This window comes from Bifidobacterium sp. B4079 (assembly GCF_026537385.1).
Taxonomy (GTDB): Bacteria; Actinomycetota; Actinomycetes; order Actinomycetales; family Bifidobacteriaceae; genus Bombiscardovia; species Bombiscardovia asteroides_I.
This window is the reverse complement of sequence record NZ_JAFNMH010000002.1, coordinates 264071-289284: the sequence shown is the minus strand read 5'-3', so window position 1 is coordinate 289284 and position 25214 is coordinate 264071. Positions and strand designations below refer to the sequence as shown.

12 protein-coding genes, 1 tRNA gene and 3 pseudogenes are annotated in these 25214 nt (G+C 58.8%); all 16 read right to left on the bottom strand.

Features of this window, described 5'->3' with window-relative positions; all coding sequences use genetic code 11:
• Positions 1-5 precede the first annotated feature (5 nt).
• Entirely contained in the window at positions 6-695 is a 690-nt protein-coding gene (gene cas6e, locus J3T95_RS05915) for a type I-E CRISPR-associated protein Cas6/Cse3/CasE (RefSeq protein WP_267450784.1), read from the bottom strand.
• A gap of 9 nt (positions 696-704) precedes the next feature.
• Positions 705-1502, bottom strand: coding sequence for a type I-E CRISPR-associated protein Cas5/CasD (gene cas5e / locus J3T95_RS05910; RefSeq protein ID WP_267450783.1), 798 nt, complete (start codon positions 1500-1502; stop codon positions 705-707).
• Positions 1503-1509: 7 nt separating this feature from the next.
• Complete coding sequence (gene cas7e / locus J3T95_RS05905; protein ID WP_267450782.1) at positions 1510-2658, bottom strand: type I-E CRISPR-associated protein Cas7/Cse4/CasC; 1149 nt, start codon at positions 2656-2658, stop codon at positions 1510-1512.
• Between the two features lie 104 nt (positions 2659-2762).
• Entirely contained in the window at positions 2763-3500 is a 738-nt protein-coding gene (gene casB, locus J3T95_RS05900; RefSeq protein WP_267450781.1) for a type I-E CRISPR-associated protein Cse2/CasB, read from the bottom strand.
• Positions 3481-5334: a type I-E CRISPR-associated protein Cse1/CasA gene (gene casA / locus J3T95_RS05895; protein ID WP_267450780.1), complete on the bottom strand. Its 1854-nt coding sequence runs from the start codon at positions 5332-5334 to the stop codon at positions 3481-3483. Before casA ends, casB begins: the two co-directional genes overlap by 20 nt.
• Before the next feature lie 77 nt (positions 5335-5411).
• Entirely contained in the window at positions 5412-8621 is a 3210-nt protein-coding gene (gene cas3, locus J3T95_RS05890; protein WP_267450779.1) for a CRISPR-associated helicase Cas3', read from the bottom strand.
• A gap of 521 nt (positions 8622-9142) precedes the next feature.
• Positions 9143-9406 carry a hypothetical protein gene (locus J3T95_RS05885; protein ID WP_267450778.1) on the bottom strand — a complete coding sequence of 88 codons (264 nt, stop codon included), beginning with the start codon at positions 9404-9406 and terminating at the stop codon, positions 9143-9145.
• A gap of 529 nt (positions 9407-9935) precedes the next feature.
• Positions 9936-10009, bottom strand: a tRNA-Gly gene (locus tag J3T95_RS05880).
• Between the two features lie 370 nt (positions 10010-10379).
• Positions 10380-10841 (bottom strand): holo-ACP synthase, encoded by a 462-nt coding sequence (locus J3T95_RS05875; RefSeq protein WP_267444065.1) that lies wholly within the window; start codon positions 10839-10841, stop codon positions 10380-10382.
• 306 nt (positions 10842-11147) lie between these two features.
• Positions 11148-11564, bottom strand: a complete 417-nt coding sequence (locus tag J3T95_RS05870; RefSeq protein WP_267450777.1) for a hypothetical protein — start codon at positions 11562-11564, stop codon at positions 11148-11150.
• Between the two features lie 204 nt (positions 11565-11768).
• The gene (locus J3T95_RS05865) at positions 11769-12128 is read right to left on the bottom strand and encodes a hypothetical protein (RefSeq protein ID WP_220236335.1); all 360 of its coding nucleotides are present in this window, start codon (positions 12126-12128) and stop codon (positions 11769-11771) included.
• A gap of 254 nt (positions 12129-12382) precedes the next feature.
• Positions 12383-14398 (bottom strand): annotated as a pseudogene (locus J3T95_RS09255) (beta-ketoacyl synthase N-terminal-like domain-containing protein); the annotation flags it as partial.
• Between the two features lie 74 nt (positions 14399-14472).
• A pseudogene (locus J3T95_RS09250) lies at positions 14473-15328 on the bottom strand (hypothetical protein); the annotation flags it as partial.
• Positions 15329-15501: 173 nt separating this feature from the next.
• Positions 15502-21724 (bottom strand): annotated as a pseudogene (locus J3T95_RS05860) (fatty acid synthase subunit beta domain-containing protein); the annotation flags it as partial.
• A 49-nt stretch (positions 21725-21773) separates the two neighbouring features.
• On the bottom strand, positions 21774-23345 hold the full coding sequence (locus tag J3T95_RS05855; RefSeq protein WP_267450775.1) for an acyl-CoA carboxylase subunit beta: 1572 nt from the start codon (positions 23343-23345) through the stop codon (positions 21774-21776).
• Entirely contained in the window at positions 23342-25177 is a 1836-nt protein-coding gene (locus J3T95_RS05850; RefSeq protein ID WP_267450774.1) for an acetyl/propionyl/methylcrotonyl-CoA carboxylase subunit alpha, read from the bottom strand. Before J3T95_RS05850 ends, J3T95_RS05855 begins: the two co-directional genes overlap by 4 nt.
• Positions 25178-25214 lie beyond the last annotated feature (37 nt).

Below are 25214 nucleotides of genomic sequence, written 5' to 3'. Positions count from 1 at the left end.
CTTAGTCATCGGATCGGAGCCACCGTCAGCAATCCGCAGCCGAAGCTCTTAGCCCTGCCGATGCCCTGCCGTAGGCAACGTTGGAAAGCTTGCGCATCGGTTACCCGGAGCTGTCCATCGAACTGGGCTGTAATCAAGGTGATCTTGCTGCCTCCGTGGTCGAACTGCTTCTTGCGGCGCTCTGAAACAACACAGGCCGGCCCATGACTCTCATCCGAGCTGCCCAGAAGGACAAACCCGTTGCGTTCACTACGCTTCTCCAGCCAAGACAGCTGATAATCCGTAGTGACATGGCCCATCACCTTGCCGGCTACTGCATGATCGGACCGTCGCCCCTTGTCCATATAGACCTGTCTGGCAGGATTCGCCCGAAGCCTGAAGGCCCACTCCTGTCCCTTGGCTATATGAGTGATCAAGGGTTCGTAATCCTTCACCTCCCACTCGGCGCGGGTCGGCCAACCGGCCTGCTCGACGATATGTGTGAAGTCAGGGCGCTCGGGGCTAACCACATACAGCCAGGTCGAATCTCCATCACGAGAGAAATCCAATCGCCACAAGATACGTCCCCCATCGCCACTGCGTACAGCATCCGGCGGAAAGGACTTCTCGACGGCGGCATGAAGACGGTAAGGCGAGGCTATCAGTTGCTTAGCCGCATACCGCACAGCATTCAACGGCATTCTGGATATATACATGCCTGCCTCCTAGAAAAATGACATTGGATCATGATCCAGGACAACTTCAGCAGCTTTCTCGTCAGGATCCGGACCATCCGGGTTGGAAATCTTATAGCGATTGACTGTACGGACCGCGTACTTGCGAGCGGATCCGAAACTCACCGGAATGTCGGTCTGGGAAGAAATCAACCCGTTACCTACATCAGGGGCGCAGCCCTTATCGCAAACCACTTCCAGCTGACGGCCCTTATGGCGCTTTTTGTACCAATCCGCCGCTATCCATGGGTAAGTGCGCAATGCCTGATCTACATGCTCTTCCTGCACCAAACCAAGCGATACAGGGTAATCCGGAGGGCAAGCCCTGCGGCCCAAATACAAAGACCACCGAGGATGACGCAAGGCCTGGTCTAAACCTTCCAGAAGTGCAGAATCAGCACCTAGAGCCACTAGAAATTTGGCATCCGATAAGTAGTACCGATGAGTAACTAATCTGTCGCTCTTATGTCTCCTAGTTTTTTTCTTACACTTGAAGCTCCCTTCTTCCTCGCTCACTTCAATTTTGACAACATGATTATTGGTAATTTGATGTTTCTGCTCTGCCGTCTGCATATCATTAACCAACCTTCCCGGTTGATCGATACGCACTCCAAAATGCAAATGCAGCAAATCTTCGATTTCGTCGCCACGAAGTCGGCCTTGTGCTGAAGCCAGTAAACCGATTACTGCACTTTTTGTGGGCTCTGTACCGGTATGCCGAACCTCAAAACGCGATGAACTCCCCCACGATTGCAGTGGACCAGACAGGCGCAATAACAATACGCTCATAGCTATCCTAGCGATTCTGCTCGCATTGTTTCAGCTCATTCTTCGTTTCAGCACCGACTTGATTGATCAAAGTCGTCAAACTAACGAACTGCTCATTCGACTCCAAATCATCAGATGAAACAATGGTGCTGGTAACCCAAGCGTGTTCGGGCTTCTCATCATAAGTCTTTTCGATCCTATGCAACTCTCCAATCAGTCGGAGACTGGCTATCTGCGATATTGATTTGTCTTCGCTAGCCTTCACAGGCTTTTCAAAGGCCTCTACTGCATTGATGGGCTGATTGTCTCGGAAGACAACTATGCATGTCTCAGGCAGAGTCCTGTTGCCATACGAATTCTGCTTACCGGACGGCATCGATCGAATGAAGGCCTCCACAAAAACTGAGGCCGCTTTTGATGCAACTTCTATATCATCAAGCTGTTCTCGCAATGCGGTAAGATTCACATTCGCATAACGGTAAAGGGTAGATGAGTTGAATCCCACTGAATCCATCATGGCCGCTCCCGCGTTATCGTTTTTGGAGCAATCATCTCTGGCAGTAAAAAAGTCATACTCTGGCCTGATTGCATCTACAGAAATGGCATGGGCAACTTGAGCGCTGGCATCTGTATTCAAATCGGGAGCCTCTGCCAGCATGCGACCGAACAGGGCAATGTCTACTGCCTGCTCATTATGAAATATATCCTCCACTTTATTTTGCATATCGGAATCTGGTTTCTGTGCAGTTTTCTTGCCCTGATCCATCCATTCCAAAGCGAGTAAAGCTAATTGGTCTATTTCAGTATTAGCAAGGAAAATCAGATAATCGGTCACTGGTTTGCCGCTTGCTGTACCGGCCCTCTTAGAGGGTTTCGTTTTGACGCCTATAGCTTTGAATATCAGAGTCGCGTATTTGAAAGCCTTTTCTTCATCGCAATCAGGGCGTTGATTGAGCATTGCAGTCACAATTAACTGAACAGCATTTTTGGTGCGCTTCCCTACATGGTTCTTGCCCATACGTACACAAAATGTGCGTCGCATAGCCTGTTTCCAAGATTGACTGGAAACACGGGAACGCAGGAATCCCCCATACAAAGCGGTTTTAGGATTGCCTGTCTCATCTCGATTGATGTTGCTCGGAGGTACGTTCTGAATTACATAAATATCCATGTACATGGCATCTTCTCCTTATTCTTGTTCTATCTATCAGCTTTGTCTTCAGCCCTTTGAGCTCTAATATGAGAACATATAGTTGAACTGCATTTGTTATATGGCAGCGATTATTTTTCTAAGGCCTGATCCTTAGCATCCGTCTGATTTATCTGAGCAGTGAAGTACTCGCGAGCCCACCTGTCAAAGACCGAAGAACAGCTATTAGGAAATTGCAAATCGTACAGATCGCGAGCAAAGCTGCTGTAATCTAGAGAAACACTTTGGCCCCGCATCATTCGTATCAATGAATATAAATGATGCCTAATATTATCAAAATTGGGAAAATCCTCCATGGACTGCAATTGTTTGAGGATTGGTGTGACATTCGACCCTAAGTCGTCTTGTTTTCCATCTATTTCATAGCAGGCATGACCAAAACTATGTAAATATCGCTGGACAACATTGTTGGCCTGCTCAGACATGGCTCCGGTTGCATCTATACGGCCGGGCATCCATGCCATGGCTTCAGATTTTGATTGCTGATGCAGCGCATACATCTGCAGTGAAGTAGCGATGGCTCTGATTTCAGGTTGTATATAATAGTCGCTTTCATTGATAGGATCACCCAAAGTACCTCGCGGCCAATCGCTGTATAAATCAATCCCCACACTTAACCAGCGTATCGCTCCGGTATTCAGGCCTTTCCTTAATAAAGCCATGCGGCCCCTGGCATCAGAACTGGAACCCGAGATATATGCGGACTGCAGTCTTCCGATTTTCTGATTGACATATTTACCTAATGCCCTCCGTCGATCACTGCGAATCAAGACAGATGCAGCACTTCTACTAGTGTTCGATTGCGCCATAATCATCCCTCCGTTTTTTCTTAAGAGTGCTATGCCTATCACTTGGAAGAGATCCCAAATAATCATTCAGTATGTGTTTGAATCGCATGTAAAGAACAGCCGCTGACAAACTTTCAGACTTATTCTTGCGTTCGCCTTCGGTCGTCTTCGACGAATTCCGGATATATCTCGAAGCAAACGACGGAGCTGAAGCATTTTTGCGACATTCCCAGCCGATTTCAATCAAATTACGATGTATTGCGTCGTACCATTCTTGTCTGTAATCTTCAATATCCATCACCGGGGTGTAATCACTGATTCGCTCACGGAATAAAGAATCCAATGACTCATATGCTCTCTCTTTAACAGCTTCGGAAGCTATTTTGTATCTATTTTGCTGAGACTTAGTCACCGAATCCTCATTAGCCTGATTCCCGGACGATTCTTCCAAACAACCAGCCATTTCCGCCAATGCCTCGACTGACTTCTCAGTTTGCTCAACTACGTTCACGATTACATCTACTGCTGCGGAATCTAATCGGAACAACTGCACACTAGCATCAAGATAATCGTCGACTGAATCGACATAATTTGCGCGATGTTGTCCATAGATCATAGCTTGAGTGTGAATGCGGGCCAACTTAAGAACGCTCCCAGAAGCTTCATCGCCGAGACAGCCGTTCACCAGCAGATCTTCCAGCCATTTAATAACTCCGGGGCGAGTGTCCTCGCTTTCACCTGCACCGTTATTACCGACACTGATCAATGGTTGCAACTGTCTCCATATAGCTTTGTCGGCTGTAAACGTTACTGGAACACGCGGCAAAGCCGGCAACTGTAACTCTTTGCGTTTTTTCTCGGTTCCATATCCCCAAGCAGACATAGGTTCCAGCGAATCCAAGTTGTGCGCTTGTATGACATCACCGTAACAACTGATGACCCCGACTACATTCCGACCGGAGTGATCTGGTATCAAGCGAACTCGGCGAGATTGAAGCGTAAGTAAATCAACTATTCCAGTAAGACGATAATGGTCATTCAAGTCAGGACCGGCGGGTTCTCTCTCCCAAGCCGGACGATCTTGAGGATTACCAAACCAGATATCTCCACTTGTTCTTCTGTATGGATTGAACAGGCACCAATTCAACATAAGTGTACGAAACAAGGAATCTTGCTCAAGGTAAACACAGCCCAAAGCACCCAACCACCCTGTTTGAACCTTAGACTTAGGGGCGACTACTTTCCCACTCGTGACATGCGTCTCTCCAACTACCGGAGATTTGTTACCCGCTATGTCATATGCTTGGAAAAATAGCAGCCAGCGCGCTGCTTCTGCTGAAGACAGCTTATCCAAATCGTTTCGAGGACGCATAGAAAACACAAATTTAGCAGCCTTGGGTACGTCACCCTCAAGCTCACCCACACTATCATATTTCTTTTTCTCAGCCGGATATGATAATTCTGGTGTTTGATAAAAGGGATATTTTGCATCAAATAAATTGAAGTGATTGTAGAATTGATTAAAATAATCTAGAATGATTTGCGAATTAAAATGTCCTGTCTGCCACTCTTTTTTCCACAGTTTTCGAAGGGCCGGTATACTAACTTCTCCAGATTCAAGATCATAATTTCGACCATAAGCTCGATACAGTATTGCCACAAGAAGTCTCAGCAAAGGCAAATCCTGGTTAGGCATATCATTCGCAAACTTCCTGATCTTATGAGCATTGACCAGAACATCACGGAGAGAAACCGCACTAGCACAACCATCTGTATCAACGACGTTTATCCATGGTTCTTCCAAGAGATTGTACTGTGGCCTTCCTTCCTCTGCCACTTCACCAATATCATGCATTGTGATGCATACCTCCTTTGATAAATTTCATCCATATGTCAGCTAGCGCAACTGTGGACTTCGAAGGTTGACATAAGTTAGCTCCCTTCACCACTATCAACAGCCGCCGTGGTGAGCCCTTCTTCTCGTGAATATCCGATCTGAAAACCACCTATCGTCGCGGTGTACAACATATTATCTGAACCATTCACACTCACTTCTTTGAGAACCAATGGATGACACCCAAATAACCAAGTTGAACTACGCCAAGCTCCAGTTAGGTTTCCGGCACGTTTATCTAGTTCTATGACTAGATCACTTGCCTTTCCACAAACAAATGGCGGAAGTCTGACTGCAGATTGCAGTATCAGTTGCGCTAGGGAACTGCTCGGCTCGTTATTAGCAGGCACAGGAGCTCCACATCGTACTGCTTCATTCCCCACCCAAGGCAATAAAGCAATTCCATCGCCGCATTGACGCAAAAGAACCACCTCCACAGAATCCTTCGTATCCCTCACGGCTCGTTGAGCTTCCTCATCAATCTGAGAATCTACGGTTTTGTTAAATAAATCAACCAAACTTCTCGTCTCATCATTGACTGCAAAAGCCGAATCTGCGATTAGATAGACGTTAGCCTTATCAATCTCTTCTTTTTCATTCTCTGCACGTCGTTTTACATCAAGGTAATACTGCTGTCGCCATTGCTGAGGTATTTTCTGCGCAACTCTTTCCTGTTTATAGGCAGTCCGCACCAATAAGGCAACATCACCAGGAAGATGCAACTGACGATAGGCACCATTCGCATGCAAGCACAGCACAGCGAGGCTTTCGAGCAGAGAAGCCGGCTGATAGACGCGATCCACACCGTCAGAGAATATCGGTCCGCCAGTGGTCCAGGAACTAATGCCGCGCAGATAGCAGGAGGCCCTCTGTAGACCAGCTGGGCGGCCCCTCTCCCCTTTTCCGCGATGATGCCGATGCAGACGGCCCATACGTTGTAGAAGGGAATCAATTGGAGCCACATCTGTTACCATGAGGTCGAAGTCAATGTCCAAGGATTGCTCCAAGACCTGAGTGCCCACTACGACTAGCCTGCTTGGACGTCTGCCATTTGCCAGAGTCGCATACGGTCCCAAATCCTCCCGCAAACTCTGCTCATTATCCATACGATCCCGATCAATGAAGCGTGCGTGCGTCAATCTGACCTCAGTTGGATCGAATACCTTAGCCAAGGCAGCAGCAGTCCGCTGAGCACGCCTCACAGTGTCACAGATCACGGCCGCGCAGCCCCCACCGGTTAGCTTCTCCTGTAGCAAGTTCGCCAAATGTTCAATATTGTCATCAATAACCTTGCAGTCAATGTCAACCGAACGGCCCGAAGGTCGTGCCTTGCAAATTCGTCGATTTGTCCCAGATGTATACGTAATAAGCGGATAAGCATTCATATCGGCCGAGTCGACCGATTTGTTAACTGCTAACTTCTGCTCATGAGAAATACGCGAGTTAGCAGGATTGTCCTCAACAGTAATTGTCGATTGGTGAAGAGCGCATCCACTCTTGCTTTGGAAACAACAAGAAGCGCCCTTGATGGATCGGACAACCTTATTGCCTGAATCGTTGATTACAGACGCATAACCTTTCAGATAAACGTCGACCAGCTCTTTGCGCAGCGATGTGGGCAGTGTCGCCGATAGAAGAATAACCGGAGAATGGAATCCTCCCAGCCACTCCAGTGTTCGTTTAAGATATTCACGCATGTATGTGTCGTAGGCGTGGCATTCATCGATAATCACGACTTTGTTGGCTAGAGCCAGTTGACGTAGACTTATATGCTTCATCTCTAGTGCAGCCATAAGGACCTGGTCTACGGTGCAAATCAGGAAATTTGCTAGAACCCCTCTCTTCCTCCCATGGAACCAATCATTCACTACCGCCTCAGGATAAGGAGATCGACACGAAGGTCGCTGAACAGCGGAATTAGAAACCAGAGGGTTGTCATCGTCAAAAACTGACGAGGTGGCAGTGCTTGCAACTGAAGTCCCCATCGACACAAATTCCTTATTGAGAGCTGCCTTGCTATGCCTGAGCGAAGTGGATTTTTCAGAACGACCCACAGGCTGCGGTAAGAGGTCAATCCAGCTCTTACAGCGTGAGAACATGGCATCGGTGGTGGCCATAGTAGGCAGAGCCACACATACACCTCCTCTGCCTGTCCTTTCCGCCAAGATTTCTGCACAGGCCAATGCTGCCTCAGTTTTACCCTCGCCCATGGGAGCCTCAATAACCATGATTCCCGGTTGCGGAGTCGTTTCCGCCAGATGCACAGCCTGCTCCTGCACTGGCCGCGGATGAGCACCGGATGGCAGTTCGAATCTAGATGCGAACCGCTCTTTGGTGCCGATCTGATCGTGAACTGGCTCCCACTTCGGCGTCAGCTTGAGATTTCGCCAACCTCGCTCCTGTCGAGCCTGCAAACCAGCCTTGGTGCGCACTGAATTAGCCAACTCCTGAGCCTGCGCATCATAGTTCCAAGGATTAAGCGGAACCAAGGGGAATAGTTCTTCGTTGCAGTTGCTGGCAATCCAGTCGGACATGATGACCAACCCCTCAAGCACTGACTCAGCATAAATTTTTAATCTATGTCCGGCTAACCTGGCAAAGTCGTCGTCGGTTAACCTGCACTGGTTTGCGATGAACTCAATCAATTCGCGCTGAACTGCCACCCAGTCCTCGTAACCTTTGGCAACTCCTATTCGCACATCCTCATCAGACTTGCACAAAGCCCGCAACTTGGGAGGTTGACCATGGTGGCCCCCGACGACACAGGCGTAGGATCTGGCCACGGCCTGGTCCCAATGATGCACCTTGGCCAAATACGACTCCAAAATCCTTTGGCCTGCTATGGAGTGGGTTGGTCTATTCAATTCTGTCAGGGGACGATTCGGAAATTTCAGCCCTGCTTGTTGGGGTTCCTGCTGTAACGAGAGTCCTCGCATACCCGATGTGTGCGTCAAAGGCTTGCTCTGAAAAACTGGAGTCGCCTTGCCGATATCATGAACACCAGTGATAAACATACTGACTTTACGTGCCAGTTCAGGATCACCGACATCACGAATGATGATCTCCTTGGTGCCAGAAGGCACCCATTCAAGCCAGAGACGTTCAGCAACCGCAGCGGAGTCACTCAGATGCACGAAAAGCTGCAACCAGAAACTATTATCCTTCCGGTTCGTCTTACCCCAGAGTGACATGGCCTTGACGCTCAAGCCCAAATCCGAAGGTATCAATTCAATCAACGCCCCCGCCATTTATGTTTCAGTGACCTCATTCATCGAGATACATCATTGAAGTACCGATTCAAGTTTACAACCATAAACGAGCGGGGTTCATAGGGACATAATGTTTCGGAACTTCATCCTACCAGTTATATGCTGTCCTTCTATTTAGGAGATACTTGGAGCCATCGTGAGTGCATAGGGTTGTTTATGTTTGCGGACAGCAGCGAACTTAAAGGCTGGTTCTTTTTCATAGGCATCGTACATATTGAAAAGTCATTTTCATCGTTGGGAAGAAGATACATCCCTTGGGGGGAGGGGGGGGGGGTAGTTGCTCTAACTGCCACTGCGACAAAAACTGCGGTTACCATATCCGCAATAAAACTGGCATGGGAGTATATCTCTCAGCCACCATGCTGACTGACTTGATAATCACGATGGGACAAAGCAACTTCATAAAGATCATGGCCTATACACTGATGGCTTCCACTTAAACTGGTCACCGAATTCACCAATGCACAATTCAATACCGTCTCCGGCTGCTAGTCTCGGATTTAGACGCACCCGCACAAAAGCACGATCGCCGAAGCCACCGGCCCATCATGACTGAGAGCGATGTGCCAACACAACTGCACCCGGCCGAGCTGACCATCGGTTAGAGGCAAGGAATCGTAAAGCCTGACTTCCACGGAAGACTCTAAGTTGACGCTCGGCCGACCCCGACCGTCGTCCGGAATCTCCACCCCCCTCCACGAAAAATCATCCAAGACATAGGGCGACGTCTCAGGCCCCAGCGCCTGAGACCAAGCCTTGAGCACCGACTCCTTGCCGGCCCAGCGCACCGCCAAGTGCGCCACTGTGCCGTCATGCTTGAGCAGGGTCCGCTACTGGGCCTGCCGCCGCTCCCGCAGCGAAAAACAAGCTCGTGATGCGCGTGCCCGGCATGAACAGCTGCCGACCGAACTTCTTCAGGTCGACCATCATGCCCCAACCCCGGCTTCTTCCATATGCCTGAGTATGTCCCTCATTGGCCTCTACAGCAAATTATCCAGTCAGAAATTGAAGACTCCGCAACTCCTCCCCTCCCCCGACTGCGTCATTGGTAGCTATGTTCCGCAAAAGAGAAAAAATAAAGGAGATTCCGCCATATCAGCAGCAGGAGTAACAACACTAGCATGACGCCGTTGACCAGTCCTATGGCCACTACCGTCCAGCAGTCTCAGCCGTGTGCCCTAATTGACCTAAAGTGCCGAATACTGGGGAAAATCTCGCTCAGTCAGGCTCGATTCTGACCGCTCCAACTTGTTGGAAAACACGCAGGGAATGGCGGAATATCAAAGATTGCCATGGAGCGGGCGACGGGAATCGAACCCGCGTAATCAGTTTGGAAGACTGAGGCTCTACCATTGAGCTACGCCCGCAAAGCCGTTGGCTCGGTAAAGAGCTTACCACAGGGTGCGACATCTCGACTGCCAGTGCCTGTCATCCTGGATGCGATCGCATTGAGGCCACCAAATGGATCCGCGGGCTCCCCGACCCCGCATGGCAGAAAAGCCATTGAAGCCGGTACCGGGGGATTCGTTGTGAAGACGGACCCATCGAAAGAGATCATCCTTTCCAAGAAGTCGTAGTCTGGCATCTCTTCCTGCCTTGCTGGGAATCCACGCGTCGCGCAAGAGTCGCGACATACGGATCCCAGGTAGGCGGTGGACATAAAAACAGGTTGACATCCCGGATTCAGATCGCCGCCGTTTTCCGAAGTTCAGGGGGTGAACAGCAGAGGCGTTCAGCTCACGACAAGAGCCGTTCCAGTATGACAACCGCGGAAGCCAGTCCTGCGTCGTGGGTGAGGGAAATATGCCATGCCAGCCGATCGTTTCCATCAGCGCCCAGGGAATCAGACAGAGCCAGTTGCAGATCTTGCGCCAAATAGACACCAGGTCTGCCCCGGCTATCATCCAGGATCTCAATTGCACCCCAAGGGAAGTCATCCAGGCCATAGGGGGCACCCCTCTCTTCAAGCGCCTCAGACCAGGCCTTCAGAACAGCCTCCTTGCCGGCCCAACGGACTGCCAGGTGCGATTCGGAATCATCGCCCTTGACCCGGGCCCGCTCTTGGGACTGCCGTCGCTCACGGACTGAAAACAAACTGCTCATCCGAGTACCTGGCATGGCCAACCGCTCGGCGAAATCGGCTATGAAGACCAGATCATGCCCCAGTCCCAACACAGTTTTCTCACCCGAAAAACCCATGATATGAGTATGCCCTTGATGGAAGGCCATCGGCAAGTCCTGGGTCGCCAGTCAAAAGCAGGGATTGGAGGCCAGCTTAGACATACACCTGGTGGGACCAGCCCTTCCTACTGCCTTCGCGACCAGACCCGTACGGCCCATTCAAGCGCCATCCCCAGCTTCAGGCGGTCGCTCTACATATAGCAGGCATTCGGCTCCATGGCGCATAAGGCATCTGGCGGCAATACGGTCGGACATGGCATCTCAATCCGGATTCCAATCCTGTTTCATGGCTGCCGTGCCATATCTCCGGACACGTCGCAGCCATCAGGAAGCAGGTTCGAACAGGGCCAGCAACCTTGTCCCCTCGTTCTGGGTGCAGGCGAGCTGATGATTGCCGCCGACGATCGAGGACTCGGCAAAGGCAAAGAAATTCTTCCCCTGTCCTGCGGGGTAATTGAGGTTTGAAGAGGAGGACCGCATTGTTTTGCCGTCGACAGTGCACCGCCCGGCATCCACCTTGCGCAGGTCCGGCCTCATCGCGAGGAGGTAGACGGTACCCTGCTTCTTGGCGGAAATAGTCACTTTGCCGCCATCCCCGGTCAGGTCGTATGTCTTCATTGCGGCGAATCTGCCGCTGACATCTTCCAGGCTCGGCTCCGAGCGGGCGGAACCCCCGCACCCAGCAAGGGAAACAGCCCCGGACATAATCGTCAGAACCAATGCCAGCAGTCTTGTCTTCATGGCTTCCCCTATCAGGATTGAACCATGCAATGCCCGCCACACTACGGGTATTACCCAGTTGAGACAAACACTACCAGACATTCCATCTCAGCACCAGAGACCCTTGATGGCTCGTCCGGAGTCCGGAACCACTGGTCATCCCCATTGTCAAGGGCCGCCCAAGCCCCGGTTCAGAATTGACTTTGATCCCAGGCTGCCGACGGATCAGAACCGGAAGGTCGGCATGACGAAGGGCTGGCTGATCCCGCCATGCATGAAGAAGGCAATGACGATGGCCAGCAGGCTCATCACCAGGCCGAAGATGACCATGACCTTCCCCTTGTGCCGACCGCCGCTCCGAGCGAAGAAGAACCCCAGCAGGGAGCAGATGACCCCGAGGCCGCCCAGGCAGAGGGCCACCAGATCAATCTCTTTGAAGAAAGAGGCCAGCAGGGCGACGATTCCCAACACCAGGCTGACGATGGCCATGGAGCTGACCGGGCGGCTGTCCGGACCATCGGCCTTCATCTCGCCATGATTATCCAACTGACTACTGCCTTGGTCCCGGTTATCCTGATCAACCATTGTCCGACCTCTTCCCTTCTGGTTGCAAAGAAGGCCATCCGGTCCTCATATCCATCATGGTATGAGCCAGGCGGACTCCGTTGAGAACGCGAATCACCTACCCCGTTACCATCTACACAGAATCCACCATTATCAGCCTCTGCAACCACCTGCCTGACGCCCAGACGAACAAATCAACCACTGCCAGACAAGAAAACGGCCTGTTCCGGCCCGGCATAAACCGAGCAGGAGCAGGCCGTCGCAGGCCGTCAGGTTCAGGATCGGTCGTAGTATCCGTCAGCACCAAGGCGGGCATTCGGATCCAGGAGCATGGCCTTTTCGACCTCGTGGCCGACGTAGCCGTGGCCGTCCTCGTGGAAACGACGATTGTCAATAAACTCGTAGAGCGGGACCCGGCCCATGCGCCCCTCCTCCAGGCGGCGCTGTCCAGAGGCCAAGCGGTCGTTGGCCCGGTGACGCCAAGCATCAAGGGCCTGCCGACCGAAAGCCTTGAGCACTGCCGCCTCGAAGGCTCCAGGGCTGACGATGACCCCGATGCCGGAGACGTGGCCGAAGCCCAGGGAGGTGACCAGCCCGGCCTTGACCTTGCCCACCTTGAGGGGCTGCTCCAGCCAGACCAGATGGTCGTCACGCTTTAGGACCGGATCCACGCAGTCCAGGGAGGCGTTGGCCGGAATGACCCCAGACCGGAAGAGCTGGGTGAGTCCATTGATCTGGAAGATGCAGGCACCGCCCTTGGCGTGGCCGGTCAGGCTCTTCTGGGAGATGACGTAGAGCGGGTTCCCGTCCGTCCGTCCGATGGCGTGGGCCAGGGTGTTGTGCAGCTCGGACTCGTTGGGGTCGTTGGCGTTGGTGGAGGTGTCATGCTTGGAGACCACCGCAATGTCGTCAGGGGCCACGCCCAGCTTGGCCAGCGAGCGCACCAGATCCGAGTCCTTGCCGCCCATGCCGGCGGCCAGAGCCCCCAGCCCAGGTGCGGGGATGGAGGTGTGAGCGCCGTCCGCGAAGGAGTGGATGTATCCAACTACGCCAGCCACGGGCAAACCCATGCGCAGTGCGATGTCTCCCCTGGTCAGGAGGATCGTTCCGCCGCCCTGGGACTCCAGGAAGCCGCCGCGCCGACGGTCGTTGGCCCGGGAGAAGAACCGGGGCTGGATGCCCTTGGCGTACATCTCGGCGGAATTGGCGGTGGCGTTCATGTTGCCGAAGCCGATGACCGACTCCACGCCGATGTCGTCGATGGCACCCGTGACCACGAAATCCGCCTTGCCAAGGGCGATCTTGTCGGCGCCCTCCTCGAGGGAAACAGCAGCCGTGGCGCAGGCCGAAACCGGCTGGACCATGTTGCCATAGCCGCCGATGTAGGACTGCATGACGTGCGCGGCCACCACGTTGGGCAGCGCCTCCTGGAGGATGTCCGTGGGGATCTCCTTGCCCAGGAAGCGGTCCAGGTAAAGCTTGCGCATGGAGGCCATGCCGCCGAAGCCGGTCCCCTGAGTGGAGGCCACCTTGGAGGGGTGCACCGCCTGGAGGATCTCCACTGGGGTGAAGCCGGCCGACAGGTAGGCGTCCACGGTGGTCACAATGTTCCAGAGGGCGATCTCGTCCACATCCCCGACCATTGAGGCCGGAATGCCCCACTTGACCGGATCGAAGCCTTGGGGGAACTGACCGCCCACAGTCCTGGACATGGTGGCCCGACGTGGTACGCGGATGCGGGATCCAGGCAGACGGGTGACGGTCCACTCGCCGGACTGCTCGTCGCGGGCGACGCTGGTGTGGTCCGGATCCTGGGCCACATACTCCTCGGCCATGTCCTTGGTGGGCACCGAGAAGGCCACATCGTGATCCAGGAAGACGTCGACTTCCTCTTCGTCGGTGCCCTGGCGGTAGTCGGAACCCATCCCATCATCGAATGGACGGATGCCGGAGCGGGCCACCACCTGGTCGTGGTAACGCTCGGCGATGTCCTGCTCGGGCACCAGCTCGCCGTCAGTGTCGTACCAGCCCGGCTTGGGGCTGTCCTGCCACTCGACCAGACCCATGTTCCAGGCCAGTTCGAGGACGGCGGCGGCGCTCAGGTCGACTTGGCCGTCCGAATGGATACCCATCTCGGCCTCGAAGCGGGTGCGGCCGGAACCCCAGGGGCCCATCTCGCCGATGGATACGATAACGATCTGATCCTCGGGCCGAGCGGTCACGCCCTGCCAATCCTGCAGGTCTACCGGAGCCTGAGCAGGCACCCGGGGTGTGGGTAGGGCCTTGATGACCCGGTCCGGATCCCTTTCGGCATCTGCAAGCGCATCCCCGGGCTTTCCGGCTGGAGTCGGCGTCGACGAATCGTCGTCCTGGGCAGCCTCGGCCTTCAGGGCCTTAAGATCTAGCGGGCTGGAGCCCAGGCCGCCGGTAAGGTCGGCCTGAAGCGGGGTCTGAAGAGCCTGCTGGCGAGCCTGGACAGTGCACAGCTCCAACAGAGAATCAGCCATCTGCTCGGTGGAGTAGGTGCGGATGCCATGGCGCTCCACGACTTGGACCAGCGGATCATTGCCGCCCATGAGTCCGGTGCCACGGACCCAGCCGATCAGCGGGTGGGCGAAGGTGACCCGGCCGGACCAGTCCTGCTCGGAGCGGGACCGGTTGACGATGGCGTCCAGGGCGGCCTTGACCTCCCCGTAAGCTCCGTCGCCGCCGAACATGCCACGGTTGGGCGAGCCGGGCAGAACCACATGCAGACGGTGGTCGACATCGGTGTCCGCCCCGATGCTGGCGAACCCGGCGATCTGGCGTTCCAGGCTCCAGAGCATGAGCCGGGCCTGGGATTCGAAGAGCCGGCCCGAGTCGGCCATGGTCCCGTGCATGGCGGGGGCTGCGAAAGGCAGCAGCAGGGTGGGCTCGTAGGCAGGCTTGAGCACGGTGGTCGTAGCACCCGTGGTCTTGCGCTGCTCATTGCCGACCCAGTCGACCAGGGCATCCACATCCCGGTAGCTGGACAGGTTGGCGGGCACGATCCAGAGACGGGCACCGCCCACGGCATGGCGACGGTAGAGGTCGCGTGCCCAGATGACGGTCTGCGGCTTCAGGGAGTGGCAGACGGCGATGACCGTCGCACCGCCCTCCAGGAGGCCGGCAGTCAGAGATCCCGCGATGGATTTGGATGCCACGCCGGTGACCACGGCCACGTCCTTAGCGAATCGTGCGGCAGTCTGGTCCGAGTCGGCAGGGGTCATGGCCTGGTCGGCGATTCCGCTGAAGACCCGGGCCAGATCCTGCTCGCCGCGTTTGCCTGCCTGCTTGGCGTACCAGACGGCCTGATCATGCACCTCGCGCCCGGCTCCTACGAAGCTCAGGCGGCTGCGGTCATCATCATGCTCGTGGTAGATGTGAGCCAGATCCTCGCGAGCGCTGGCCCAGCGATCGTCGAAGAGGACGGCGCGTGAAGCCTCGAACCGTGGCGCCACCTGCTCGGGCCAGTCGCTGCCCAGCTCGGCATCAACGGCGGCCACGACGGCTGCATCCTCATTCTCGCCGGGCTGGACGGTCGGGGGCTTAAGCCCCAGCTTGTCTAGGAGGAAGCGGGCGGTGGAGGCCAGCACACCCTCAGAGCCAGTCACCTGGGCCGCGAAGGCATCCAAGGCGGCGGAGTCAACCACGGCACCGCCAGCGGCACCACCTGCAGAGGGCATGGAGACCGTGACGCCGTGACGCTGGGCCACCTGCTGAACGGCCTGGTCGATCAGAGCATTGGCCGCAGCCACAGTGGAGACGGCTTCAGTAGGCAGGAGGGCCAGGTCGCCGCCACGCGAAGAGGCACCCTCGCGGGTATCCAGGACCAGGCTGGCTACAGTGGCCGAGACCCAGCCAGCACCCAGCTGCCAGACATCGGTGACCCGCTGCTCAACCTGCTGCAGCTTGATGCCTGATGGGCCGAAGAGGTCACGGATGCGCTCACGCACGATGTCGGAGAGCACCGGGCCGAAGGGCCGATAGTTGGGGGCCACCTTGTTCACCAGGGCGCTCAGGTCAGTCATGCTGGCCTCGGCCGCACCGTCCACGCTGGCCACGCCCAGCTCGGAGCTGATGTCCATCAGCAGCTGGTTGCGTCTGGAGGAGACGCCGTTGGTCAGGGTGTCGGTGGTGTCGGTCTGCCCGATCTGCTCGGGGCGAATCTTGGTGGAGTAGGCCAGCAGTACAGCGATGGCATCCGAGGCCCTGAAGGGCAGGTCGGCTATATCGGCGCCCGATGGACCGCCGGTCGCCTGACCCGGAGCCGAGCCGTCTCCAGCAGGGGCCGGGGCTGGAGCCGACTCAGGGGCAGCCGTTGGTGCCGGAGCTGGATCAGGGATGGAGTCCTGGACCGGAGCAGCCGTGATCTCCTCCTCCACCGGTGCCATGGGATCGGTGTCGGTCAGATAGACCCGGCTCTCGTCCCTACCCAGGTTGTAGACGCTCACATGACGCTCGCGGAAGTCGGGCAGCTTCAGGGTCTTGGTAGCCAAGTTGGCCAGGGTGGGCGAATGGCCCAGCCCTACCTCGATCAGCTGCTCCACGCCCAGACCGCCCTGCTCGGGGGCGTCAAACATGATCGCCTGGGTCTCGATCCAGCGCACAGGGGAGGCGAACTGCCAGGAGAGCAGCTCGGTCAGCAGCAGGCGGCCAAGTTTCTGGTCGTCGGCAGCATACTGGTCCCAGACCTGGGGATCGTCCAGAGCCTGCTTGATGCGTTCGGAGGGAACCGCCTCCAGGATGGAGGCCGCAAACTCCTTGGTCATCTGGAAGGGCCGTGCAACCAGGTTGGGTATGTAGCGACCCTCCAGGCGTGAATAGTCGATGTGTTCGGGCAGCAGGGCATCCAGGGTGTCGCGGAACTCAGGCACCCCCTTGCGCAGCAGGGTGGAGTGGAAGGGCACGTCGATGCCGGGCACATACATGAAGGCCGGCTTGCCGCCCGCCTCCTTGGCCCGGCGGTTGGCATCTGCCCGCAGGTATTCCAGGCCGGCGATGGTCCCGGCCACGGCGTACTGCTGACCAGCCAGATTATAATTGACGATCTCAAGGAATTCACCGGACTCCTTGGACACGGACTCCACATACTGCTTGACACCGGAGTCGCCCACACCGAACTGGTTGGGACGCAGGGCGCCCATCCGGTAGTTGCTGCGCCCCTGCTCGTCGCGTTCGATCAGGGAGTGCATGGTGGACCCGCGGTGGAAGACCAGCTCCAGGACCGTCTCCAGGGACATGACCCCGGCGAAGGAGCTCAGAGCGTTGTACTCGCCCAGGGAGTGACCGGCGAAGTAGGCGGGCCAGATGTCCATGCCGGACTCGCGCAGGCGTGCGGTCTGTGCGAAGGCCACGGTTGCCAGGGCCACCTGGGTGAACTGGGTCAGGTTGAGCAGCCCCTCCGGATGGTGGTAGGTGACTCCCTTGGCCGTCAGGGTATGCGGGTTGTCACGCACCACAGCCAGGATGGAGAACCCCAGCTTGCTGCGGGTCAGGGCATCGGCCCGTTCCCAGGTCTCACGGGCGGCCGGAGACTTGGCCCGCTCGTCAAGAACCATGCCCTGCTGCTGGATTCCCTGGCCAGGATAGACGTAGGCGGTCCGTGGTGCTCGGGCGATTGCCGTGCCGCGGGAGACCAGCTGGCCGTCGATCCTGCAGGTGACCTCCAGGACCAGGCCGCCATGGCGGACCTTGCCCACACGCTCCAGGCTGATCTCCACCCTGTCGCCCAGCTGGACCATGCCGTACATGTTGTAGGTCCATCCGGCGATCTCGTAGTGGATGCCCTGCTCGTCGGTGGCTTGCGCCGCGTACTGGGCGGTGGCCGACAGCCACATGCCGTGCACCAGCGGCGCAGACAGGCCGGAGACAGCAGCGCCTCGTTTGGAGGTGTGGATGGGATTGAAGTCCCCGGAGGTGCGCGCGAAGGCGGTCATGTCCTTGGGGGCGGTGACGGTGACACGGCGCAGCAGCCTGCGGGGTGTATCCACGGTGTCGGCACGGATGCCGCCGTACTCGGGGGCCTCCTGAGGCAGCTGGTTGCTGTAGGCGCGGCCACGGATGGCGAAACGCTCGACCTCGCGGGCCAGCACGGTCCCGTCCTGGGCGGCGTGGACCACGTGGATGGTCACCACCCGGCCGGAGGCGGACTCCTGGTAGGGCTCGGCCCAGCTGGTCAGTTCGATCCGCTGGCCGGTGTACTGCAGCAGGCGCTCCTCGCTGACCTCCAGCTCGATCAGGTGATCCAAATGGACCGCGTTGAGCAGGCCCTCGATGATGGGGAAGCCATCCACATAGACGGATCCCAGGGCTGCGTAGATGGCCGGCCAGGCCGGACCTACCAGGGCGTCAGGGGCGAAGCCGGAGGGGATCAGCGCATCGGGCAGGGCGCCTCCGGTGGCCGCCTCATGGTCGAAGCCCAGGTTGGATGCCAGGGTGTAGCCGCTGTGGGCCAGACCGAAGGGGTGGTCAGGGTCGTCATCGTCCCTCTCGATGACAGGCATGGCCTCCAGCCTGTCGCCGGTGATGGTGGTGTTGCCGATGCCGGCTGTATCGGCCAGCATGGCGTAGACGTCCTTGGGCAGGCGGCTGCGGTCGACCACAGGGAAGAGTCCGACCTGGTCGCTCTTGAGGGTCAGCGGCACGACGATGTCGCGCACCGCATGCCGGTCCAGACCGCCGTCAGGGTCGTCATCCCAGTAGGTGTCCAGATGGATGTCCAGGTCGTAGTGCTCGCCCTGGTCGTCCTGGCCGGTGGCGGTGATTGTGTAGTTGGGGTCGTCCATGGCCGTCCCGTAAGCCGGATTGGCCATCAGGTGGCCCACCCAGGAGATATTGGGGCTGCGGCGGATGAACTCCTGCGCGTCAGCGGCGCCTGCCAGCTGGCTGTAAGCCTTGGCTGGGCCCTTGCCCAGATCGCGCACCCGGTCTATGGCCGCCTGCTCGAACCGTCCCAGAATGGAGGCCACCGGCTCGTCCACCGTGGTGATGCCCGCCACGGAGATGGGCCCGGGGATGGCCCTGACCGAGTCGGCGCCGTAGCGGGGGTCCTCTGACTGCCAGAGCTGATCCTGACCCCACCAGCGCAGCAGATCGTTGTCGATGACCGGCACGAAGGGCATGGGCTTGGGGTACTCGCGCACCAGGGCGGGGAACCAGGCCACGTCGGTGGGCACCACCTTGAGCTCTGCTGCCTGAGGGTAGGCCTCATGCAGCCGACGAAGCGCCTGCTCGGGCTCGGCCACATCCTGCCTGGAGACGAAGATGGAGTCGAACTCGCCGCTCTGGCGCTCGCAGACACGGGCCTCGATGCGCCGCAGCAGGTGCAGGAAGCGGTCGATGTAGGTGTCATCGGCCCAGGGGCAGGCCAGGTCGGCGAAGCGCTGGGCCCAGTCCTGGTAGGTCATGGTCTCCAGATCGCCAAAGTAGGGCTTGGCGGTCTTATTCAGAGCCTCGATGATCTCTCCACGGCGGGTCTCCAGCTCCTCGGGGTGCTTCATGACTCGGACCAGCAGGCGGCCGCATTCGGCGGAGGAGTTCTCCATCTCGTAGATGTCGGCGTGCAGATGGCTCAGGCCGGAGCCTACGCCTCCCACAGACTTGCCGCTGGGCACCCACTTCTCGCCCATGGGGGCGAAGGGGTCCGGATCCGGAGTCGAGCTGTCGATGCCGGGAGTGGCTACCAGAGCCCGCTTGATCTCGGGATTGGTATGGGCCTCCTTGGCGGTCATGGCCGCTGTGCCGATCATGACGCCGTCCACGGGCATGTCCGGCAGGTTGTAGGCGCGGGACCACTGGCCGCTGATGTAGTCGGCCGCCCGCTCAGGGGTGCCGATGCCGCCGCCGGCCACCAGGACAATGTTGGGGCAGGCGCGAACCTCGGCGTAGGTGGTCGAAAGCAGGTCGTCCAGGGACTCCCATGAATGGTGGCCGCCGGCGGCCCCTCCCTCGACCTCCATCAGAATGGGGGTGGGGGCGACCTTGCGGGCGATGGCCACAACCTGACGGATCTGGTCTACCGTGCCGGGCTTGAAGGCCACATAGGGGAAACCCTCCTCGTTGAGCTGACGGATCAGGGTCACGGCCTCGTCCAGCTCGGGGATGCCGGCAGAGATGACCACCCCGTCGATGGGGGTGCCGGAGGCACGTTTCTTGGGCACGATATGTTGGCTGCCGAACTGGAGGTTCCACAAATATCGGTCCATGAACATGGCGTTGAACTCGACCGTGCGGCCCTCCTGCAACTGGTCCTCCAACTGGGACACATGGCGGTCGAAGACCTCGGCGGTCACCTGGCCGCCACCGGCCAGCTCGGCCCAGTAGCCGGCGTTGGCGGCCGCAGCCACAATCTCGGGCTCCACGGTGGTCGGGGTCATGCCGGCCAGCATGACCGGGGGCTTGCCGGTCAACCGGCTGAAGGCGGTCTCCACTCGAGGGCCAGCCGGGGTCTCAAGCAGGCGTGGGGCCAGCTTGGACCAGTCCTGGGTTCTGGCCGGGTCCTCCTCCATGGTGGACAGCTGCGCGCGCCGGGCCTGGTTGGAGGCCTCGACCACGCCCACACCGGTGCCCTGGACCAGGTTGTCCACCAGCTTGCCCAGGGTCTCGCCCGGACCCAGATCCACCAGCCAGAGGGAGGCGGCATCCTGCTGGTCCATGACCTCGGCGATCCGGCCTGCCCAGTCGGCATGGTTGAGCAGGACTTCCTCGGCCAGGACCCGGGCGCGCTCGGTGTCCAGACCGCAGCGGGAGGCCCAGTCCACGCTCAGATCTACAGCCTCCTTCATGAGCGGCGAGTGGAAGGGCAGGGTCACATCCAGGTACTCCAGAACCGGAGAGAAGGCGGTTCCGCCACGGACCTTGTCTTCGCGCAGCTGGAGCTGGTGCTCGCTCTCCTTGCTCGCCTCGATGGCGAAGGCGGCCAGATCCTCCGGGTAGCCGGACAGGACCAGGTTGCGATCCGAGTTGGTCACGGCCACGCTGATGGGGCCGCGAGCGCCAGGCACCCGGTCGACCAGGACCTCCACCTGACGGCGGGTGGCGCCGCGCACCGAGAGCATAGGCGTGGCTTCACCCTGGCGATGGATGCCCAGACGACGGGCCTGGCGGGTTCCGGCCGCGCCGATCAGCATGGCGGTGGCCAGAATCTGGTCGATGGCGCCCTGGGCGGCCTTGAGGGACCCTGCAGCCTGGGTCTCCTGGACCATGTGGACGCCGATGATGCCCTGGGAGTGTCCCAGCAGGGCCACGGGACGGGCCTGGGCCGCGTCATAGCCCAGCTGATCCATATCCATGAGGGCGCCCAGCTGCACCAGGGCGATGCCGGGCACGCTGACGGCCGCGTCGGCGGCCGGCCCCAGCCTGACCGGGTCGGGCTTGTAGCCAAACAGGTCCAGCTGACGACCGTTGGTGGCCAGCAGGTCGGGCTTGACCGCCCTGAGCAGGCCGATGGCCGCCGCCATCCGCTCCCTCAGGGCCTTGTCGATGTCGGGATCGCCCTGCAGATCGGCCAGGGCCACGGTCCAAGGGTTGGACTGTCCGGCGAACATGAGCGCGTGCGGCTGCTCGGCGAGACGGTTGATGAAGAATGTACTGGTCATGATGTCCTATTCATAGAGAGTTGGGGATTGCTGATAATGACGAGGAAGATCACAGAGGCTGATTGCCGTGGTGCTTGTCGTTGACCCTGACGCGCTGCTTGTCTGCCAGGAGGTCCATGGCCTGGATCAGGACCGGTCTGGTCTGCTCCGGGTCGATCATGCCGTCCAGCTCGCCCATCTCCAGGGAGAGGTTGGCGTTGACGGTGCTGGTTTCGTACTCCTGGGCCAGCCGGCTGCGCAGCTCATCCACGTCCCGGCCGGCCTCCTTGGCCTCCTGCAGGTCGCGCCGGTGGATGATGTTGACCGCTCCCTGGGCTCCCAGCACGGCGATCTGCGAGGAGGGCCAGGCGTAGTTGAGGTCCGCGCCGATGGCCTTGGAGCCCATGACGATGTAGGAGCCGCCGAAGGCCTTGCGCAGCACAATGGTGACCATGGGCACCTGGGCGTTGGCGTAGGAGTAGATGACCTTGGCCCCACGACGGATGATGCCAGCGTGCTCCTGGTCCGAGCCCGGCTTGTAGCCAGGGGTGTCCACCAGGGTGATGACCGGCAGGTTGAAGGCGTCGCAGAGTCGGACGAAGCGGGCCAGCTTCTCAGAGGATTCCGCATCCAGGCTGCCCGCGTCCACCATGGGCTGGTTGGCCACGATCCCCACCGGCCGGCCCTCCAGGCAGGCGAAGCCCACCACGATGGACCGGGCATAGAGCTCCTGGACCTGGACCAGCTCGCCGTAGTCGACGATGGCGTGGATGACGTCCAGCACATCGTAGGGCTGCCGGTCGTTCTCAGGGATGACCGTGGCCAGGCGTTTGGCGGCCTGGCGCTCGGCATGGCCGGAGATGAAGGCGTAGCGGGGAGGCTCCTGTCCGCTGTTGGCAGGCAGGTAGGCCAGCACGGTCCGAGTATAGTCGATGGCGTCGGCCTCGTCCTCACCCAGATAGTGGGCCACGCCGGAACGGGTGTTGTGCACGTAGCCGCCGCCCAGCTGGTCCATGCTGATGGTCTCGCCGGTGGCCGCCTTGACCACGTCGGGACCGGTGACAAACATGTCCGAGTTCTCCTTGGTCATGATGATCAGGTCGGTCAGGGCCGGGCAGTAGACGGCACCGCCGGCGCAGGGCCCCAGGATCAGGGAGATCTGCGGGACGAATCCGCTGGCCTGGCAGGTCTTGCGGAAGATGTGGCCGTACTGGGTCAGGGCGGCCACACCCTCCTGGATGCGGGCGCCTCCCGAGTCGATCATGGCTACGATGGGGACCTTGATCCGCAGGGCCATATCCATGAGCCGGCGAATCTTCTCGCCCTCTGCCCGGCCCAAGGTGCCGCCTCGAACAGAGAAGTCCTGAGCGTAGACGCCGACCTTGCGCCCGTAGACCAGGCCGAAGCCGGTGATGACTGCGGAGCCCGCCCGATCCCCGGCGATGTCGCCGCCGGCGAAGCGGCCCACCTCCTCGAAGGTGTCCTTGTCGAAGAGCAGGTCCAAACGTTCCCGGGCGGTCTGCTTGCCCCTGGCATGCTGACGGTCGCGGGCATGTTCCTCGGCCTGTTTGGCCAGGGCTGCGGCCCGATGGATGCCCTGGCGCACCGGCTGGGAGCCCAAGGTGGATTCGGTGGCGCTCATGCCTGTTCCTCCCCTCCCAGATCCAGGGTGACCAGGGTCTGGCCCGGATCCACCCCCTGGGCCACGGACACATCGATGGTCTTCACGCGACCCTTGGCCGGGGCATAGACGTAGTTCTCCATCTTCATGGACTCCAGCACCACCAGCAGGTCGCCCTTGTCCACCTCCTGGTCGGGGGCCACGTTGATGCGGGTGACCACCGCCTGCATGGTGGCCACTATAACGCCGGACCGGGCCGCGTCCTGCCGGGGTGCGCCGGGCTCCTGATCTCGCAGCCCGCGCCCGCGCAGGGGCTGCCTGGGCCTGGAAATGCCGCCATAGCCCCCGACGCCGCCCATGCCTCCCAGCAGTGAATGGGGCAGGGACAGCTTGACCCGCTTGTCGTCAATCTCCACGTTGTAGGTCTCCATGGGATCGCTGTCCCGGTCCTGTTCCTGGACGGAGGCGCTGGAGACCGAGGCGGGCTGGCCGCTGCCGTTGGAGGCAGGCTCCACGTTCAGGTAGACCCGTTCCAGCCACTTGGTGGACACATCGAAGGAGTGCCCATCCTCGGCAGTGAACTCAGGATTGGTGAAGATCTTCTGGAAGAGGCCGGCCGGGGTGGGGACCCCGCTGATGCTCATCTCGCGCAGGGCCCGACGAACCCTGGCCACAGCCGCCGGACGGTCCTGGGCGGTCACGATCAGCTTGCCCATCATGGAGTCGTCCCTGGGTGAGACCGTGTCGCCCACCTCGACGCCCGAGTCCACGCGGATGCCGGGGCCGGAGGGCCACTGAATCGACTCGATGGTCCCTGAGCTGGGGGTCAGGTTGGTGGCCGGATCCTCGCTGGTGATGCGCAGCTCGAAGCTGTGGCCGCGGGGCGGAGGCGCCACGTTCAGGGAGCCGCCGTCAGCGATCCGCAGCTGCTCGCGGACCAGGTCCAGTCCGCAGACCTGCTCGCTGACCGTATGTTCCACCTGCAGCCGGGGGTTGACCTCCATGAAGTAAACGTCGTCCCTGGGTGTGACCAGAAACTCGCATGTGCCCAAGCCCACGTAGCCCACCGTGTCGAACAGGCGGCGGGAGAATCCCTCCAGCTGGGCGATCACGTCGTCGGACAGGAAGGGGGCCGGGGCCTCCTCCACCAGCTTCTGGTTGCGTCGCTGGACCGAGCAGTCCCTGGTGGAGTAGACGGTGAACTGGCCGTGGCTGTCCCTGCCGGATTGGGTCTCCACGTGCCGGGCCCGGTCCACGAACTTCTCGATGAAGTAGTCGCCCAGGTCGCCGCCCTGAAGGGCATCATGGTTCATGTAGAAGGTGCGCAGCTCATCGCTGTCGTTGATCAGGGTGATTCCTCGGCCGCCGCCGCCGTCAGCCTTCTTCATCATGACCGGATAGCCATGCTCGTCGGCGAAGTCCAGCAGGGGACGCATGTCGGTGACGGGCTCGCTCAGGCCCGGCACCACGGGCACCCGGGCCCGCTCGGCCACCTTGCAGGCGGTGATCTTGTCACCCAGCTCGTCCAGGACCTCCGGATCCGGCCCCACCCAGGTGATGCCTGCCTCAATCACCTTCCGCGCGAAGGAGGAGAACTCGGACAGGAAGCCGTAGCCCGAGTGGAGGGCATCAACGCCGGCCCGGCGGGCGATGGAGACGATCAGATCCTCGTTCAGATAGGTCTCCATGTTGGTGTCCCCAGGCAAGAGGTAGGCCTCGTCCGCCATCTGGGCATAGGGGGCATCACGATCCTGGTCGGCGTAGACGGCCACAGTGGCGATGCCCATCTCCTGGGCGGTGCGCACAACCCGCAGGGCTATCTCGCCGCGGTTGGCGATCAGCAGTTTTTTCATTCCCTTCTCCTCACTGGTTGCACAAGGGTGATTGGAC

What these genes read in the sequence shown, in the direction of transcription:
- cas6e (WP_267450784.1), bottom strand. Translation starts at nt 695, where the DNA reads ATGTATATATCCAGAATGCCGTTGAATGCTGTGCGGTATGCGGCTAAG.
- cas5e (WP_267450783.1), bottom strand. Translation starts at nt 1,502, where the DNA reads ATGAGCGTATTGTTATTGCGCCTGTCTGGTCCACTGCAATCGTGGGGG.
- cas7e (WP_267450782.1), bottom strand. Translation starts at nt 2,658, where the DNA reads ATGTACATGGATATTTATGTAATTCAGAACGTACCTCCGAGCAACATC.
- casB (WP_267450781.1), bottom strand. Translation starts at nt 3,500, where the DNA reads ATGGCGCAATCGAACACTAGTAGAAGTGCTGCATCTGTCTTGATTCGC.
- casA (WP_267450780.1), bottom strand. Translation starts at nt 5,334, where the DNA reads ATGCATGATATTGGTGAAGTGGCAGAGGAAGGAAGGCCACAGTACAAT.
- cas3 (WP_267450779.1), bottom strand. Translation starts at nt 8,621, where the DNA reads ATGGCGGGGGCGTTGATTGAATTGATACCTTCGGATTTGGGCTTGAGC.
- J3T95_RS05875 (WP_267444065.1), bottom strand. Translation starts at nt 10,841, where the DNA reads ATGGGTTTTTCGGGTGAGAAAACTGTGTTGGGACTGGGGCATGATCTG.
- J3T95_RS05870 (WP_267450777.1), bottom strand. Translation starts at nt 11,564, where the DNA reads ATGAAGACAAGACTGCTGGCATTGGTTCTGACGATTATGTCCGGGGCT.
- J3T95_RS05865 (WP_220236335.1), bottom strand. Translation starts at nt 12,128, where the DNA reads ATGGTTGATCAGGATAACCGGGACCAAGGCAGTAGTCAGTTGGATAAT.
- J3T95_RS05855 (WP_267450775.1), bottom strand. Translation starts at nt 23,345, where the DNA reads ATGAGCGCCACCGAATCCACCTTGGGCTCCCAGCCGGTGCGCCAGGGC.
- J3T95_RS05850 (WP_267450774.1), bottom strand. Translation starts at nt 25,177, where the DNA reads ATGAAAAAACTGCTGATCGCCAACCGCGGCGAGATAGCCCTGCGGGTT.